The sequence below is a fragment of the Piscinibacter sp. HJYY11 genome, from assembly GCF_016735515.1.
Lineage (GTDB): Bacteria > Pseudomonadota > Gammaproteobacteria > Burkholderiales > Burkholderiaceae_C > Rhizobacter.
This window is the reverse complement of the sequence record NZ_JAERQZ010000002.1, coordinates 246,628-263,716: the sequence shown is the minus strand read 5'-3', so window position 1 is coordinate 263,716 and position 17,089 is coordinate 246,628. Positions and strand designations below refer to the sequence as shown.

Genomic DNA, 17,089 nt, shown 5'->3' with positions numbered 1-17,089 from the left:
CGTCGCATGGCCGCCTCCGAGTTGCACCGCTGCGAGGTGAAGACGACACCCTGGCCCGGCGTCCACCTCACGCAGATCGAAAGCTCGCGGCACTTCCCGCGCCACTGGCACGACACCTTCGGCGTGGGGCTGATCGACCAGGGTGCCCACTGCTCCGCCAGCGGCCGCGGCACGGTGACCGCGCACGCGGGCAACCTGATCAGCACCAACCCCGGCGAGGTGCACGATGGCCGGCCGCTCGGTGCGCCAGCGCGGCGCTGGCGCATGGTCTACATGGAAACCTCCGCGCTGCAGGCCTCCACGCTCGCTGCGGGTGACACGCTGCCGCAAGGCCTGGCGCTCACACACCCCGTGTTCGACGATCCGCTGCTGCGGCAGGCCTTGCAGCACCTCTTCGCACAGCTGCTGACTCACACCGCGACGCCGGATGCGCTGGCCTGCGACGAAGCCTGGGCCCAGGTCTGCGGCCGGCTGCTCGCCCAGCACGCCAACCGCGCCCCGCGGCCGCAGCGCCAGGCCTCGCCTGCACTCGACCGCGTGCGCGACCGGCTCGCCGACGACCTGGCCGATGCGCCGTCGCTCGACGACCTGGCCACGCTTGCCGGCCTGAGCCGCTACCAGGTGCTGCGTCATTTCGCGCACGAGCACGGCATGCCGCCCCATGCCTGGCTGCGCCAGCGGCGTGTCGAGCACGCCCGCGCGCTCATCGCCCGCGGCGACGCCCTCGCCGACGTGGCGCTCGCGTGCGGCTTCGCCGACCAGAGCCACATGAGCCGTGCGTTCACGCAGCAGCTGGGCTTCACGCCCGGCGCCTGGCAACGGGCCGCGCTGCAATAGCGTTCAAGACCGCGCAGGCGGTGCCGGCCAGACTGGCCCCATCGTCACTTCCCCGCTGCGTGTCCCATGAGCCATGCCTACGTCCACGGATACGGCCACCGTGAGCAAGAACGCCTGCACGACCAGGCCCGCACGCTGTCGGAGCTGTTGCACCACGACACCCGCTACCCGACCGGGAGCCGCGTGCTCGAAGCCGGTTGTGGCACCGGCGCACAGACCTTGACAATCGCCGCGCAAAGCCCCGGCGCGCACGTCACCTGCATCGACATCTCGGCGGAGTCGCTCGCCCACGCACGCGAGCGCACTGCGGCCGCCGGCCTGCGCAACCTGAGCTTCCAGCAGGCCGACCTCCGCGCGCTGCCCTTTGACGCGGCATCGTTCGACCATGTCTTCGTCTGCTTCGTGCTCGAGCACCTGCCGGACCCGGTCGACGTGCTGCGCACCTTGCTGCGCCTGGTGCGCCCCGGCGGCACGCTGACGGTGATCGAAGGCGACCACGGCTCGGTCATGTTCCACCCCGAGAGCGCCGCGGCGCGGCACACGATCGACTGTCAGGTGCAGCTGCAGGCGCGTGCCGGGGGCGATGCCTGCATCGGCCGCCGGCTCCAGCCGCTGCTGCGGGCCGCCGGGGCCGCGCAGGCCGTGGTGTCGCCGCGCTTCGTCTATGCCGATGCGAGCCGGCCGGCATGGGTCGACGGGTTCACCCGCAAGACCTTCACCGCCATGATCGAAGGGGTGAAAGACGAGGCGCTCGCCGCCGGACTCTCGACACCGGCCGCTTTCGACGATGGCCTGCGCGCCCTGCAGCGCACCGCCGAGCCGGACGGGGTGTTCTGCTACACCTTCTTCAAGGCCGTGGTGCAGGTGGCGTGAGCTGCGGGCCACAGGCGGCCTGGCGAGGCAGCGGCAACTCGCGGGCGATGCGGCGCCACAAGTCGTTCCACGCCGGCCAGTCGTGGCCGCCGGGTGCGGTGTACACCTGCGCCGGCGGCAGCGACCGGCTCAGGAGCCGGTTGTTGTACGCGAACCGGTCGTCGACGCCATAGCCCTGCACGATGTGCAGCGGCGGCACGCGCGGCGACAGCGTCTGCTTCTGCAGCCATCGCCACAGCCGCATGTCGATCTCTTCATCGACGCGGCGTTCCGGGGCGGGCCAGCGCGCGAGCCCGCCGGCGTTTTCAATCTCGAGTGCGGTGAGGCGTGTGCCGAGAAAGGGCGCCAGCAGCACCACGCCCTCGAGCCCCTGCGGGTGCTCGTCGGCATAGAGCATCGCGCCCACCGCCCCGATCGAGATGCCCACCACCCACACATGCTTCACGCCTCGCGCCCGGGCCGGCTGGATCACGTCGGCGTGCAGGCGGTCGATGATGGTCCGCTCCTGGTAGTAGCCGACGTGCGCGTCGACCAGCACCACGTCGGCCGCGACGCGCTGCTCGCGCAGGGTGCGCACGAAGCCCTCGCGCTGGAATTCCTCGGGCAGGGAATACGAGCCCGGCAGCATCACGACCAGGGTCTCCACCGGGCCGCAACTCGCCGGCTCGGCCAGGGTGCGCATCGGCACCACGGTCGGCCGGTTGTTCGCACAGCCAGCGAGCGTCAGGCCGAGCACCACCGCGGCCAGCATCAAGACTCTCTTGCGCAGGTTCATCGTGTTTTGAAGAAGTCCCAGATCTCGTCGGTGGCCGACAGGGCCGCCGACCCCTTGCCCCGGCCGCGCGGCTTCTCGCCGCCCGGCCACGCGTGGCCACCGGTCTCGGTGACGCACAGCTTCACCTCCGTGCCTCCTTGGCAGCCGGTGTAGGCCTCGCAATAGGCGCCGGGCTTGTCGAGCACCCGCTTCGGCGTGGCCTGGCAGCCGTTGAGCTGCACCCATTTCGAGATGGAATCGGGCACCGCGACGAAGGCCGTCACCGCACGCGACTTGCGGCCCGCGCCGCCATCGAAGAGCTCCAACTCGTCGTCGCGCGCATGGATGTGCAGCACCGACACCGGCGACGCTGGCGTGCACGCGCGCGTGTTGTCGGTGCCGGCGACGGCGGCGATGGCGCGGAAGGTCTCGGGCATCTCGCAGGCGAGCCGGTAGCTCATCATCGCGCCGTTGGACATGCCGCTCGCGTAGAAGCGTTTCGCGTCGATGCCCGGCTGGGCGCTCAGGCGCTTGACGATCTCGCGGATGAAGCCCACGTCGTCGGCGTTTTCATCACGGGCCAGGCCGCAGCAATTGCCGGCATTCCAGGTGGCGAGCCGGCCACCGCGGAAGCGGCTGTAGCCGTTGGGGAAGACGGCCACGTAGCCTGCCGCGTCTGCCTTCGAGATCTGGCCGTAGTAGCGGTCGTCGGCCTGGAAATCCGTGTTGCCCCCGCCGCCGTGCAGCGAGAAGACGACCGGCATCGGCTTGTCGGGCGAGAAACCGGGCGGCACGTGCACGCGGTATTGCCGTGTCTTGCCGCCGTGCTCGAACGAAAAGGAATAGTCGCCCGGCCCGGTGATGCCAGCACCTGCCGCATGCGACGGCACCGGCCCGCAAAGCACCATCGCCACCGACAGCAGCGGCAGCACCCTGCGCCAGGCCACGGGCGCGATCAGCGCCCGCAACCGCGTGGCCCTACCTGGCACCCTTGGCCGCCTCGGACTGGCGCTTGTATTCGTCGTGCGACATGTTCGCGTTGGCCATGCAGCGCCGCTGCTCCTGCATGTCGACGATCCTGCGGCAATCGTTGCGCTGCATTTCCTGGCCGGCGCCGTAGAGCTGCTGCGACGAACAGGCCTGCATGAGCAGGGCCATCAGGGTGAGGAAGACGAGGGTCGGATGACGCAAGGCGGGACTCCCTTGTTGGCAATGTCAGGGGGGCCACCATACTGCATCTCACGGCGCGGCGAGTGCCGTAGCGGCCAACGCCGGATTCGCGCTCAGGGTCGGCGTCTGGAGGGCTCGCTGCGAAGCACCTTTCGGCACCCGCTTCAACAGATCATTCACCCGAGGCCCGACGTAGCGGAAGGCGCTTTGCAGCGTCACCGGCGCGCCTGGAGCCGCTGCACGCCCTGACAAGGCCTCGATGAGCGCATAAGTGAAGGCGCCGTGCTGAGGCGTGTTGCCGGATGGGTCGGGCGGGATCTCATACGACAGCTGGTCGCCCTGCGACGCCGAGAGCACCGCGATCTGCGCCGAGGCGCTGCGCTTGGCCAGGGCATAGGGGTCGCTGCGCCCGTCCGCGCTGCCCGAGTGGCAGGTGTCGAGCACGAGGATGCGCTTGCCGGGCACGCGCCTGAGCAGCGCATGCAGCTCGGTGCCGCTCATCAGGCTGGCGGCGGCGCGCACGTCCAGCGGCTGGCCCGGCCTGGCGGTCGTCACGGCCAGCAGGTCCTGCTGCGTCGAGTCCTTGGTGAGGAAGTAGTACTCACCCGACGCGGGGTCGGGCGTGAAACCGTGCGAGGCCACGAAGACGAGCACGGTGTCGTCGGGGCTCACCTGCTCCAGCTCCTTGAGGCGCGAGACGAGGTTGGCCTTGGTGGGCTGCTCGGGCGCGTCTTCGGCCAGCAGCACGGTGCTCACGCTGCTGAAGAGCTTGCCGGTGTGGCGGGTGAGCACCGCGGCGAGCTCGCGCGCATCGCGGGTGGTATTGGGCAGTTGCGTGACGCGCACCTTGCAGTCGCCGCGGGCTTCGCAGGCCAGCACGCTGTCGAAGCGCGAGACGCCGGTCAGCACCAGCCACAGCCGCCCCGGTCGCGCGCGGCTGGCCGGCGGGGCGGCCAGCGGGGCCGATTCGTCGATGCCCAGCGAGCGCTCGGTCTCGGCCTCGGCACGGATGACCGAGCCGGCGCCGTTCAGCCGGGCCGTCACCGTTCGCACGAGGCGCTGCGCGTCACCCGGCGCCACCCGGCGCTCGGCCGGCCGCAACACGGGCACGCCGTCGACATACAGCCCCAGTTCCTGGATCGGCTGGCCGGTGGACTCGGCGCTCAGCCGCACCGCGACCGTGCCCGGCTCGGTGCCCGGCGTGATGGCCTCGATGCTGACCCGGGGCGCCGCCATCTGCCGAAGCGTCTCGGCCAGGGCCTCGGCGCTGGCCAGGGCCGACAGCGTGGCGGGCCGCAACGCCGCCCGCACGAGGTCGGGCCGGTAGAGCCGGCGCTCGAACTGCACCGCACGATGGAAGTCGGGGCTGCGGTCGTCGCCACGGTTGACGAGCCAGCCCACGTACTGGTCGCCCTGCGGCGACGAGGCGTAGTAGCCGTCGGCGCGCCAGGCCACCCAGTCGCTGCCGTTGTTGTGCACGAAGAGGCCCAGCAGCTCGCGGCCGCTGTCGACGGCAAACCAGCGCAGCGTGCCGTCGCCGAGGGCGACGACGACCTTCCTGCCGTCAGCGGTGATGAGGGTGTGGAAGGCCGGCGAGCCGAGGTACGGCGGGGTTTCCCAGTTCTTCATGGGCTTGCCTTGCGCGTCGACTAGCCGCAGCCGCCACTGCGTGCCGAGTGCGGCAATCGGCTGCGTGGCGTGCAAGGCCCAGCTCCACACGCTCTCTTCGCGTTCGAGCGCCACGGGCCTGCCGTTGACCTGCGTGGGCTGGCGGTAGCCGTAGATGCCGGTCGCCGTGTCGACCTTGACTGCACCGGTGCGACGCGCGGGCTGCAGCGCGGCATCGTCGAGACCTTCGGTGGTGAGCACCGAGAGCTGGTTCTGCGCCGAGAGGTTGACCCGCAGGCGCGACGCGTCGCCGCGCGCAAGGGCCAGCGACTGGCCGTCGGCCGACACGCGCAACGCGCTCGGGTCGGCACCCGTGGCGTGGAAGTCGATGTTGTGCGGCAGGCGCTGCTGCGGCACGCCCTCGCGGTCGATCACCACCTGGCCGTCGGCGCCGACACGCGTGATCGACGGCACCGTGGTGGCCAGCACGATCTGCCCCTGGGGCAGCGGGAGCATGTTGGTGATCTGCTGGCGGCCCACGTTCCAGCGCTCCAGGGCGCCCGAGCGCAAGTCCTGCACGCGGTAGATCGGCGTGGGACCGCTGCCGTCGACATTGCCGCTCACGTAGAGCGTGGCGCTGTCGGGCGACCAGGCCACGCAGCACAGGGACTGCTGGTCGGCCGCGTCCGGCCGCAGCGTGCGCCGAACGGCGAGCGATGCCGCGTCCATCACCGTCACCTCAGGCTGCTGCCGGCCGCCATCGGCCTGGTAGCGCACACCGAACGCGAGCCACCTGCCGTCGGGCGAGAAGCGGATGCCGCCGAGCTGCGACCCGGTGCACTGCGGCTGCCCGGCGGGCACCGGCGGGTACTGGCCGCGAAACGCCAGCGCCATGTCGCGGCCGTAAACCCGCACGCAGCCATCTTCGGAGGTCGACGCCAGCCGTCCGTCGGGACCGTGGTGGAGGAAGGACACCGGTGCCGCATAAGCCGGATCGGCGGCCAGCACGGCGCCGCTCTGCGCATCGAGCACCTGCAGGCCGCCGCGAGCCAGGCCGACGGCCAGGCGCTTGCCGTCGGGCGAGAGATCGAGCGCGATCACCACGTCGTTGTCGAACCGGCCAAGCTTCGCGGCGATCTGGCCACGCTCTGCATCGACCACATAGACGTGTGCCGCCCGCGACCACTGCCAGCCGGTGACGCCGGCCACATACGCGTGCTTCCCATCGCGGCTCACCGCAAGCCCGTAGGGCGTACCTTCGAGCCCCGCTTCGGCCGGCAGGTAGACGGTGCGCAGCAGCTGCAGGTCGGCCAGGCGCCAGATGCGAAGCGTCTTGTCTTGCGCCAGGGTGTAGAGCCGCGTGTGGGCCGCGTCGCTGCGGATCTGGCCGAGCGGCGCGTTGTGCATCTCCTGCACCACGCGCAGCTGGGGCGCGGTGCTGGGCGCGGCGGCCGAGGCCAGCGCGCCGGCCGCTGCCGCGGCCAGCGCCACCAGCGCGCGCGCCAGTCTCACTTGGCTGCGCACTCCCGTGCCGCGCCGCCTTCGGCCGGCGTCTGCTGCACGGCATCGGGCGCGCAGACGTTCGGGTTCGATGAGGTGGCCACACGGTAGCGGCGCTTGAAAACGTTGATGGCCGAGCCTGGCACCGCCACACCGCGGCCCAGGTCGGCTTCGGAGGCGGCCCGCACGCCGAACGCCAGCTCGCTGCTGCCCGGCAGGCCCGCCAGGGCGGGATTGGCGGAAGCGGCGCCGGTGGCGTCCTGCGTGCTGCGATCGTCAACGGGCGGTGCGACACCGGTGCCGCCCTGCCCGCCCGGAATTGCCACGCCGGTCACGCCCTGCCCGCTGCTGCTGCCCACGCCGGTGCTGCCGGCCGTACCGCCGGACTGGTTGAAGCCCACGCCCACACCGGCAAAGCCGACGGTGCTGTTGTTGAAGCCGGTCAGGCCGGTGAGCGGCGGGATCGACGTGCCGCTGTTGAAGTCCACCACATGCGAGCCGTTGGCCGCGTTGATGACGCCGTCGTACACGAAGACCCGCGTGCCCGGCGCCGTGGCCGGAAGCGTGGTGCTGGTGGTGGTGGAGTCCACCAGCACGTTCCGCAGCTGATAGGACTGGGTGTAGAAGCTGCCCGTCGGCGAGACGATGGTGATGCCGCCGCCCGTGTCCTGCGCATAGTCGGGGATGCGCAGGCGGTATTCCGGCGTCATCTGCCCTCCCGCCTGCAAGTTGGAGTTGGCGGCGGTGGCGGCGACTGCAGGGTAGAGGCTGCCGCGCAGGTCGACTCCGCTGGCCGTGCCGTACACCGACAGCGTGGGCTCGACCAGCCGCAGGCCCGCCGTCTCGCCCACATTGCGGCGGCCGGTGATCGTCCAGGCGCTCACCCCCATGGCACCGGCCGGCGGTGCCGGCAGCGCGCCGATGTTGGCGTTGCTTGAATCGATGGCCGTGAGTTGCGCCGATTGCGAGGTCGCCCCCACGATCGTGAAGCGGTAGATCAGGCCGCTCACGTCGAACTGCTCGGACTGCTGCACGCCACCGATCGTGTAGGTGCGGGAGGCGAAGCCTGGCGCTTCGACGCTGAAGTTGCCGAGCACCGGCGGAGCGACGTTGCTGTGCCCTCCGGGCAGGCCGAAGAACGCGCCGTTGAGCCCGCCCGTCAGCTGAATGCGATCGGCCCAGATGATGCTGGACGTGTCGCCACTTTCCTCGAAGCCGAGCAGCTTGAGGCCGATGCCGGCGGTGGCCGAGGTGATGTCGGGGTCGCTCGACGCGGCCGACAGCGACGGCGTCTGCCGCAAGGTCGTGAGCTGGGGCGCGAAGCTGGCAATGCGGATCGGCGTGTGGGGCGTGCTGTTGGCCACGCCGGCGATCGTCTGGCTCTCGATCAGCACGTCGCGGTTCTGCCCGGCCAGCACCGTGTTGGCCGGCACCAGGCGGCCGCGGTTGTCGGACGAGGGCGAGCCTGTGACGTAGTCCTGGTAGTTGGCCACGTTGTTGGCGATCTCGATCTTGGCGATCTCCTGCTGCGTCGGCGCCGGCACGCCGTTGACCGCGGGCTGGGGGATGCCCTGCACCGTGAGGATCTGCGAACCGTCGGTGAGGCGCGCCTGCTCGTCGACGTTGTAGACACGGATGTCATCGCGTGCCGGTGACCCGCCCGGGGAAGCATCGGCGCGATAGCCCACGGCCTGGTAGCTGCCGTTGGTCTGGATGCGCACGCCGGTGGGGTCGACGATGAAGCCTTCTGCATCCACCCGGGCTTCGCGAGCGCTGCCGTTCTCGGTCCAGGTGACAAGGAAGGTGCGGGTCGGCAGTCGCGCCATCTCCGCGGTGTTGTCGAAGAGGCCGAGCACGCGGCCGGCGATGCGGATGCCGTAGCCGATCTTGACGTCGTCGCCACCGCCGCGCACGCCATTGGCGCCGACGCTGTCGTAGCCGCGGGAGTAGACGCTGCTGCCGAGGTAGACGCCGTCGGTGGCCTGCGTGCCCAGGCTGACGAGCTCGATGCGCCCCTTGTTCACCGCGATCTCGTTGTTGCTGACGATGCGGCGCCCGGCCGTGACGGACAGGCCCGCTTCCGAGTAGGTTGCGCTGGCGTTGCCATCGAGGTTGAGGCCATTGAGTTCGACCGAGCCCTGCGGCGCCTCGATGGAGAGCGTTCCCACGCTAGGCCGGTACTGCGAGAGGTAACCGCGGGCGTAGTCGACGTACCCGGTGTTGAGCACCACCGAATTGCCACCATAGGTCCCCTGGGCGTTGCCGCCGAGGCCGCGTCTGAGCACCACGTCGCCCTGGCTCGACGAGATGCGGATGCCGCGATAGGCAATCATTGCACCCGCCTCGACGCCGGTGGCGCCGTGCAGTTCGATCTGCGACTGGTTCGGGTCGGCGCCCGCATCGAGCGTCGCGTTGAGCGCCGGGTCGTCGCTGGTCGCGCTGGCGAGCACACGCACCGAGCCCGCACCCGAGTGCAAGGTGATGCCGCCGGTGGTCTGCACGTCACCGTTGACGACCACACCACCCTCTCCAGACAAGACCGCGCTGGCACCGGCACCCGTCACGCGGATGCCGCCGTTGCCCAGCGTGACAGTACCGCTCGACGACGACAGGTTCACCCGCCCGGCACCGCCGTCCTGCGTGGTGGCGATGCCGGCGCCATCGAGCACGTTGACCGCGCCCTGTGCCGACACCTCGACTGCCCCATGACTGAACACCGATCCGCGCAGTGTTACCGCGCCCGAGCCGCTCTCGATGCCCACGCCGTTGTTGCCCGCCACGATGGGGCCGGCTAGGTCGACGCCGGTTTGCCCGTGAACGACGACGCCCACCGGGCGCAGCGCCGTGCTGGCATCGATGGTGCCCGGCCCACCCGTGATGCCGCTGGTGACGTTCACGGCACCGGCATCGGACCGGATCGAGACCAAGCCAGTCCCCGACAGCACCGCTGCCGCGGTCACGCCGGCATCGCCGTCGAGCGCAACGCCGTCGCCCTGGACACGGATCGGTGCGGTGGATGTGCCGACGCGTCCGCCGTTCGACTGCAAACTGATGGCACCCGTGCTGACCAAGCCACCCTCTGCCGAAGTCGCGCCCTGGGAGACGATGTCACCCGTCGCGTTGACCGAAATGCCGCTGCCACCGACGTTCGCCCCGGCAAGTGCCACCGCACCGCCGGCGTTGATCAACAACCCTCCCGATGCGGACGTGGAGACGCCGCCGACCGATTGGCGAATCGTGGTGCCCCCTCCCGTGGAGGTGATCCAGGTCTGCGCATCGCTCTTGGCCACGCCGAGATCGACAGCCCCGCCTGCGTTCACCGACAAGGTGCCCGCTGACAGAAGGCCCACGTTTGCTGCACTGGTCGACACGGTCGTGCCGGCATCGACACGCAGGTTGCCTGCACGCGTCTGCAGCACTGCGCTCGACAGGCTCACGCCGGCGGTGCGGCTGGCCACCGTGGCATTGCCCTGCACCAGCGCACCGTTCAACTGGACCGCGCCTGCGGCGTCGATGTTGAGCGAGGCCGCTGGCGCAACGCTTCCGTCGGGCGTTGCGGCCACGATGGCATTGCGCACCGTCACCGCCCCATTGCCACTGCGGATGTCCACCGCCCCGCCGCTCAGCACTTGCCCGAGGTTCACCCCCGCACCACCGCGCAGGTTGGCGGCGCCGGTGCCGGTGTAGAGCACGGTGCCGTTCGCCTGGCTCAGGGTGCCGTTCGTGGCGGTGAGATTCAACGCCCCGTTGTTGAGCACGATGTTCTGGTTCACCGCGAGGTTGTTGCCCGCGGTCAACGTGAGCCCGCCGCCCGGGGTGCCACCACCGCCGGCCACGAGGCCGTTGATCTCGGCATCGACCGTCACGTTCTGGTCGGCCGAGAGCGTGACGCTGGTGCCGCGGGTGAGGAAGTAGCGCAGCTGGTCGGCCGAGACCTGCGAGTCGCCGGAGCTCGTCGCCGCGATGGTGAGGTTCAGCGGGTCGAGCAGCAGCGAGCCCTGCCGCCCATTCGACGCGAACACATCCACGTCGCCCTGGAAGCCGAGCGTGCCCTTCGACGACACCTCCACCTGCCCGGCGTTGCCGGCGGCGCTGCCACCGTTGGCGTCGATGCGGCCGGCGAACTGCGTGTTCTTGTCGGACCACAGCACGACGGTGCCGCCGTCGCCGCGCGTGCCGCCACTGGCATCGAGCCGCGCGCCCTGCGCCACGTTCACGTGATCTGCATGTGCGAGCGGGCCGCGGCCTTGCCAGTCGCCGCCGACCGCGATGCTGCCTTGCCCGCCGGTCGCGGCGAGCGACGAACCGGACTGCAGGTTCACCTCGCGGCCGGTGACCTCGATGCGGCCGCCCTGGCTCTCGCCCGAGGTGTCGAGCGCACCGCTCACGTTCACCCGCGTGTGGGCATCGCCATGCAGCGAGATCACGCCCGGCGCGCTGGTGAACGAGATGGCGCGCACGGTGCCGCTCAGGTTGATGAGGTTGTCGACCAACTGCCTGACGGTCGCCACGCTCAGCTGCACCCGCCCGCCGTCGGCCACGATCTGGCCGCTGTGGTCGACACGGGCGGCCAAGGGCTGGCCGCTCGCGTCGGTCAGCGCATTCATGGCGGCCGGGTCGACGACCAGGTTCACGAGCTTGTCGCCATAGAGGTCGAGCACGAACGCATCGCCACCGGCCAGGGCCACCTTGCCGAGCCGCGCCGTGATCACGCCGCTGTTGGCGACCTGGCGCCCCACCAGCGCGGCAAAGCCGCCTTCGGTGACGGTGATGCGGCCCTGGTTCTCGACCGTCGCACCCGGCTTGCCGGGCTCGGTGAAATTCAGGCGGCCGGCCATGAAGTCGGCGTTGCTCAGGTTGGAGGTGGTGGCGGTGAGTGCGCCCACGTCGACCTGCGCCGAGCGGCCGAAGAGGATGCCGTTGGGGTTGATGAGCAGCACCTGCCCGTTGGCGGTGATGCGCCCGAAGATCGCCGACGGGTCGTTGCCCACCACGCGGTTGAGGATGGCGGCGCTGGCACTGGGCTGCACGAAGTTGACGGTCTCGTTGGCGCCGACGTTGAAGCTGCGCCAATCGATGGCCGCACGCTGCGAGCCCTGCGTGATGGTGGTGAGCGCGCCGTTCTGCTGGATCGACGCCTGCCCTGCCGTCACGTTGCCGCCTTGTGGCGCCGCCTGGGCGAGTGGCATCGCGAGCAGCGTGCTCGCGCCAAAGATCCAGGACATCTCGCGCGACAGGGTGCGCAGGCGGAATGCATGGTGAGCTCGTGGTGCCTTCATGTCGTGTCCCTCAGAAATCGATGCCCAGGCCGGCGAAGACGCGGGCCTTGCGGTTGCCTTCGCTGGCGACGTCCTTGCGGCCGGGCTTGCCCACTTCCAGGTAGCCGCGGGTGCGCGCCGGGCCGCTCAGGCGCACTCCGACGCCTGTCGACGACAGCGACGTCGACAGATAGGAACCATCGGCCTGGCGGCGTTGTACCTTGCCGCTCTCGGCATATGCGTACAGCGTCGAGGCCACGCGCGTGCCACCGAGGTCGTAGCGCAGTTCGAGCTTGGCGGCCGAGCCTTTCTCGCCGATCACTTCAGACGGGTCGAAGGCCCGCAGGAAGGTCTCGCCGCCCAGGCCCAGCTGCTCGGCCGTGGGCAGCTTGTCGCTGGCGCCCTGCGCAGTGGCCGCGAGCAGTGCCGACCAGGTGCGGCTGATGGCCTGCAGCCGCGCCGCGTAGACGGTCCACTTGGTGAACTGGGGGTTGGCCGAGGCGCTGGGCAACTCGCTTTCCTTGTCGGCCCCCAGGCTCGACAGCCCCTTGGACCATTCCACGTCGAGCAGCGAGATGCCGCCCCAGCCATCGGCCACGTCGCCGGTCAGCCCGAGGCGCAGGGCGCGGATGTGGTCTTCGCTGGCGATCGTGCCTGCCACTTCGGAGCTGTTGTCGTAGCCAACGAGCGTGCCGCGCACCGAGAGGTTGGTCTGGCGGCTGCGCAGCACGGCCTGGCTCAGGCCGAGCGAAAGGTTGTCGCTGCGGGTGTCGATGTTGCTCAGGGCAAGGTCGGTGTCGGGCTGGGAGCGCGAGGCCGAGAGGCCCAGGTTGAACTTCAGGCCGTTGCGGCCCAGGGGCATGTCGGCTGCGTAGGCCAGCATGTTGAGCCGGTCGTCACCTGAGCCGACCCAGCGCAGGCTGTGGCGGTCGAAGTGGCCGAGAACGCCGCGCACTTCGCCCGAAGCCTCCAGCCGCAGTCGGCCCTGCGAGGGCGTGCTGCGATTGTGGGCCGAGAAGGAGAACTCGCTGCGCTTCTGGCTGGCCACGAGCTCCAGGTCCGACGCATTGGGTGTGGCGCTGGCCTTGAGGTGGGCCTGCGACGACACGCCCGGCAGCTCGCCGATCAGCAGCAGGCTGCGCTCCAGCGTGGCCAGCTGCAGCGGCCGATCGACTTTCACGCGCTCCAGGTACGGCAGCAGTTTCTCGGGCGGCAGGCCGGTCACGCTGACCTGCCCGATGAAGCCCTCGACCACCTGGATGCGCAGCACCGCGACCCCGACGGTGCGGATGTCCTGCGGCGGGATGATCGCCTGCGACAGGATGTAGCCCGCCGCGCGATAGCGCGCCGAGATCGCGGCGGCGATGCCGAAGGCGTCGGCCAGGGTGACGGGCTTGCCCACGAGCGGCGTCCAGGCGTCCGAGAGCGCTTGTGTCGACAAGGCGGTGTTGCCTTCGAGCAGCACTTCGCCGAGGAGGAAGCGCACGTCCTGCGCGCCGGCGGGCACCTGCTCGGCAAAGCGCGGGGCGTCGATGCGCACGCTGTCGCGCCGCACCGGCTCTGGCGGCTGGCGTGTGTCGCGCTCCACGCGACCCGGTTGCACGGCGCCTGCCTGCGCCCATGCACCGCCGGCCGCAGCCCACAGCATTGCCAGCAATGGCAGCGAGACCCATCGTTGATGACCCAAGGCGCTCCCCCGCAAAGTGCGGCCCGATGTTGCGCGCCGGGCCCGACGACGGCATCCCGCATTCGGAGGACTGGTGACTTCGGTCATGCTCCTGGGTCTTGCCTCGGTGCGGCGCGGGCGCGGATGGTGTAGCGTTCCCGCCGCATCACCCGTCCCGCCCTTTCTGCATTCCATGCCCTCGTACCGCAACGCGCTGCTGCTGAGCACCATTCCGATGCTGCTCGCACCAGGCGCCCAGGCCCAGTCCAATTCCTGCGAGCTGCTGAAGCAGACCCTGGCCTCGCGCATCCCGCCCGAGATCAAGGGCTACGCAATGGACGACGTGCCGGCCAGGACACCGGTGCCAGCGGGCGGCAAGGTGATCGGCACCTGCGAGGGCGGTGCGCGCAAGGTGATCTACCGCCGTTTCGGTGGTGCGCCGATCGCGGCCGATGGGTCCGCGGGTTCTGCACCGGCGGCCACGGCGCCGGCACCTGCGCCTGCACCCGCGCCGACAGCCACGCCGACCCCCACGCCGGTGCCAGCGACCCGGCCCACCGCCTCGGCGCCGGCACCCGCGGTCGCGCAGAAAGAGGTGCCCAAGCCTAAGCCCGAGCCGGCCGTGGCCGCCAAACCCGTGACGCCCGCTCCTGCGCCCGCCCCGCTTGCCGCTGCACCGAAACCTGCACCCGTGCCGCCGCCACCTGCGCCCGCGCCGGCGCCGCGCCCCGCGCCGGTCGTCACGACGGTGGCCTCAGCCCCGGCACCCGCGGTGGCGCTCGCCAGGCCGGTGGTCATCGACAAGCCGGCCGAGAGATCCGCTGTCGCGACCACCGCCGCACCGGCCACCCCGACATCGGGCCACGACAGCGGTAACGACAAGTCTGGCTTCCTCAGCACCTACGGCCGCTGGCTCTGGCTGCTGCTGGCCCTGCCGTTGGTGGCCTGGCTGTGGTCCTGGGTCTCCCACCGCATGGCCTACGACGAGGCCGGCCTGCCGAGGGGCCCGCGGCTCTGAGCGACTGGCGAGAGTCGCTGACAATCGCCGCTTTTCGATTTCGCCCGCATCGCCATGACCGAAGAAACCAAGCCCGCCCTGCCCGACCACCTGTCGTGCGACCCGAGAAGCCCGCATCACGTGGCCGCTGTGTTCGAGTACCCGATCGGCATCCGCCTCAATGGCAAGGAGCGCCACGACGTCGAGGAATACTGCATCAGCGAAGGCTGGGTGAAGGTGCCCGCCGGCAAGACGCTCGACCGCAAGGGCCAGCCCCTGATGATCAAGCTCAAGGGCACGGTCGAGGCGTACTACCGCTGACCGTCAGCGGGAGGCAGACCAGGTCGCGATGCGGCCATGGGCCTGGCGCATGACGGACTCTGCATCGGCCCCGTAGTGGAAGCCCGCCAGGAAATCCTCAAGGCCGTAGCCCGGCTGCACACGCTGGATGGAGGCGGCCATCTCGAGCGCCTGGGCCTTGCGGTCGGCCAAGGCGAGGCAATGCGCCGCGATGCCCATGATGTGCACGTGCGCGTTGGGGCGGGCCGCCGCCTTCATGGCCCAGTCGGCAGCTTCCTCGTAACGCCCCAGGCGCATGAGCCCGAGCGCCCTGGTGGCCAGCATCGCAAACAGCATCGGGTCGAAGGGGCTCAGGTCGCGCGCGTGGTCGGTGGCCTGGATGGCGAGCTCCGCATCGCCCGACTGAGAGTGCACGAAGGCCCGCGTGTAGTGGCCATGCGCGAAGTTCGGGCTCAGGTCGACGCTGGTGTCGAGCTCGGCGATCGATTCGTCGATGCGCCCGCGCAGCCAGTGGGCACGGCCCAGCGCCCAGCGCGCCGAGGGGTCGAGCTCGTCGGCCATGAGGCCGTCCGAGGCGGCGCGGTAGGCCAGCTCCTCGGCCTGGGCGCGGTCGGTCCAGCCGAGGAAGGCGTCCTGGAAATGGGTGAACGAGAGGCCCGCATACGGCCGCGCAAAGCTCGGGTCCAGGCGAACCGCGGTCTGGAAGAAGTGGCGGGCCTGCTCGTTGTCCTCGCGGTTGAACCGCATCATGTGCCACAGGCCGCGGTGGTGCGCCTCCCAGGCGTCGAGCGAACTGGGTGACTTGAGGATGGCGCGGTTGCGCTCCGACACCTCGATCTGGTTGGAGAGCGCTGCCACGATGCGATCGCCGATCTCGTCGAGCACGCCGAAGGTGTCGCCCATGCGGCCCTCGAACACTTCGGCCCAGAGCACGCGCGCGGTACGCGTCTCGCTGAGCTGCACCGAGACGCTCAGGCGTCCGCCCGGCTCCACCCGCAGCGAGCCCCCGGCCACGTAGTCGACGTTCAGCCGGCGCGCCGCGTCCTCGGCGCCGATGTGCCGCTCGTCGAGCGCGAACACCGTGCCCTGCGCGATGACGAACATGCTGCGCAGCTTCGACAGGCGGGTGATGACGTCGTGCGCCAGGCCGTCGCCCAGCCCGCCGCGGGCGCTGACGCCACGCGAGCGGTCGCTGAAGGGCATGACGGCGAGCGACGCGCGTCGACCGCGGGCCGGCGCCTCGGCTTCGGGCTTCGCGACGTCGAGCACGATCACGCCCGACCCCGTTGCGTGCGAATGCCGTTGCTTCGCGGCGCGCCAGGCATGGCCGATCGCGCCCCAGTCCTGCGCTTCGGCTTCGTATTGGCGGGCGACTGCGGCGAGGTGCTCGTCGCCTTCGCGCAGCCGGCCACTCGCCGCCAGTGCGTTCAACAAGCCTTGGTGGGCGCGTGCGTCGAAGGGTGCGAGCCGCAGCCAGGCCTCGAAGGTCGGCACGGTGTCGTCAGCCGTCGGCGGGAGAGACAAGGCCAGCCGCTCCAGCACCGCCGCATGCGCCGCGCGGAAGCGCCGTCGTTGCGCGGTGAGCCAGCCGGTGTAGGCCGCGCTTCGCGGAATGTCGAGGCCTTCGAGGAAGTCGCCGTGGAACGCACCGGCCCACGCGCGCAGCTCGTCGGCGCCCAGCAGGGCGACGCCGCCCTGCAGCGCGTGCAGCAGCCGGGTCGCATCGACGTCGACGCCGGCGAGGTCGAGGCGCAGCGTCTCGCCCTCGGTCAGCACCCGCGCCTGGCCCTCTTCGTCGAGCACGCCGCGCAGCTTGCTCAGGCACCAGCGCAACTCGCCACGCGGATCGTTGGGCAGGTCCCACAGCAGCTCGCACAGGTGGTGGCGCGACACCCCGTGGCCCGCCACCGCCAGGTAGGCCAGCAGCGCCCGCACCTTGCGTGACGAGGGCAGCGCCACCGCGCTGCCCTGCTGGCTGAGCACGAGCGGGCCCAGCAGCTGGAGCCGCCAGCCCCTGGTCGCCGCGATCGCCTCGTCTGCAGTTCCCACGCCAGTTCCCACGCTCATTTCCACGCTGGTTTCAACGCCCCGCCGGGACAGTCCTGTGCACGGTCACAGCCGACACA

General features: G+C 70.7%; 11 protein-coding genes. 4 read left to right on the top strand and 7 right to left on the bottom strand.

The window, feature by feature from the left end:
• Window positions 1-6: 6 nt before the first annotated feature.
• Both JI745_RS24950 and JI745_RS24945 read left to right on the top strand, forming a co-directional pair.
• On the top strand, window positions 7-837 hold the full coding sequence (locus tag JI745_RS24950; protein WP_201813207.1) for an AraC family transcriptional regulator: 831 nt from the start codon (window positions 7-9) through the stop codon (window positions 835-837).
• 66 nt (window positions 838-903) lie between these two features.
• Window positions 904-1,710, top strand: a complete 807-nt coding sequence (locus JI745_RS24945) for a class I SAM-dependent methyltransferase (RefSeq protein ID WP_201813204.1) — start codon at window positions 904-906, stop codon at window positions 1,708-1,710.
• On the opposite strand, the gene JI745_RS24940 is transcribed toward JI745_RS24945, so the two are convergent.
• The 6 genes from JI745_RS24940 to JI745_RS24915 are packed head-to-tail and all read right to left on the bottom strand — an operon-like array spanning window position 1,685 to window position 13,603.
• Entirely contained in the window at window positions 1,685-2,485 is an 801-nt protein-coding gene (locus JI745_RS24940; protein WP_236675439.1) for a serine aminopeptidase domain-containing protein, read from the bottom strand. The two genes, JI745_RS24945 and JI745_RS24940, sit on opposite strands and share 26 nt — an antisense overlap.
• The gene (locus tag JI745_RS24935) at window positions 2,482-3,411 is read right to left on the bottom strand and encodes a PHB depolymerase family esterase (protein WP_201813202.1); all 930 of its coding nucleotides are present in this window, start codon (window positions 3,409-3,411) and stop codon (window positions 2,482-2,484) included. The genes JI745_RS24940 and JI745_RS24935 overlap by 4 nt, the downstream gene beginning before the upstream one ends.
• 31 nt (window positions 3,412-3,442) lie before the next feature.
• Window positions 3,443-3,655: a hypothetical protein gene (locus JI745_RS24930; RefSeq protein ID WP_236675438.1), complete on the bottom strand. Its 213-nt coding sequence runs from the start codon at window positions 3,653-3,655 to the stop codon at window positions 3,443-3,445.
• A 48-nt stretch (window positions 3,656-3,703) separates the two neighbouring features.
• On the bottom strand, window positions 3,704-6,754 hold the full coding sequence (locus JI745_RS24925; RefSeq protein WP_201813201.1) for a caspase family protein: 3,051 nt from the start codon (window positions 6,752-6,754) through the stop codon (window positions 3,704-3,706).
• The gene (locus tag JI745_RS24920) at window positions 6,751-12,021 is read right to left on the bottom strand and encodes an S-layer family protein (RefSeq protein WP_201813200.1); all 5,271 of its coding nucleotides are present in this window, start codon (window positions 12,019-12,021) and stop codon (window positions 6,751-6,753) included. Before JI745_RS24920 ends, JI745_RS24925 begins: the two co-directional genes overlap by 4 nt.
• A 10-nt stretch (window positions 12,022-12,031) precedes the next feature.
• Window positions 12,032-13,603 carry a ShlB/FhaC/HecB family hemolysin secretion/activation protein gene (locus JI745_RS24915; RefSeq protein ID WP_201813198.1) on the bottom strand — a complete coding sequence of 524 codons (1,572 nt, stop codon included), beginning with the start codon at window positions 13,601-13,603 and terminating at the stop codon, window positions 12,032-12,034.
• Between the two features lie 256 nt (window positions 13,604-13,859).
• Between JI745_RS24915 and JI745_RS24910 the strand changes: the two genes are divergently transcribed.
• Window positions 13,860-14,684: a DUF1161 domain-containing protein gene (locus tag JI745_RS24910; RefSeq protein WP_201813191.1), complete on the top strand. Its 825-nt coding sequence runs from the start codon at window positions 13,860-13,862 to the stop codon at window positions 14,682-14,684.
• A 54-nt stretch (window positions 14,685-14,738) separates the two neighbouring features.
• A complete protein-coding gene (locus JI745_RS24905; protein WP_201813190.1) occupies window positions 14,739-14,984 on the top strand; it encodes a DUF3297 family protein in 246 nt (81 codons plus the stop codon).
• 3 nt (window positions 14,985-14,987) lie between these two features.
• On the opposite strand, the gene JI745_RS24900 is transcribed toward JI745_RS24905, so the two are convergent.
• Window positions 14,988-17,012, bottom strand: coding sequence for a transcriptional regulator (locus JI745_RS24900; protein WP_310738766.1), 2,025 nt, complete (start codon window positions 17,010-17,012; stop codon window positions 14,988-14,990).
• Window positions 17,013-17,089: the final 77 nt, after the last annotated feature.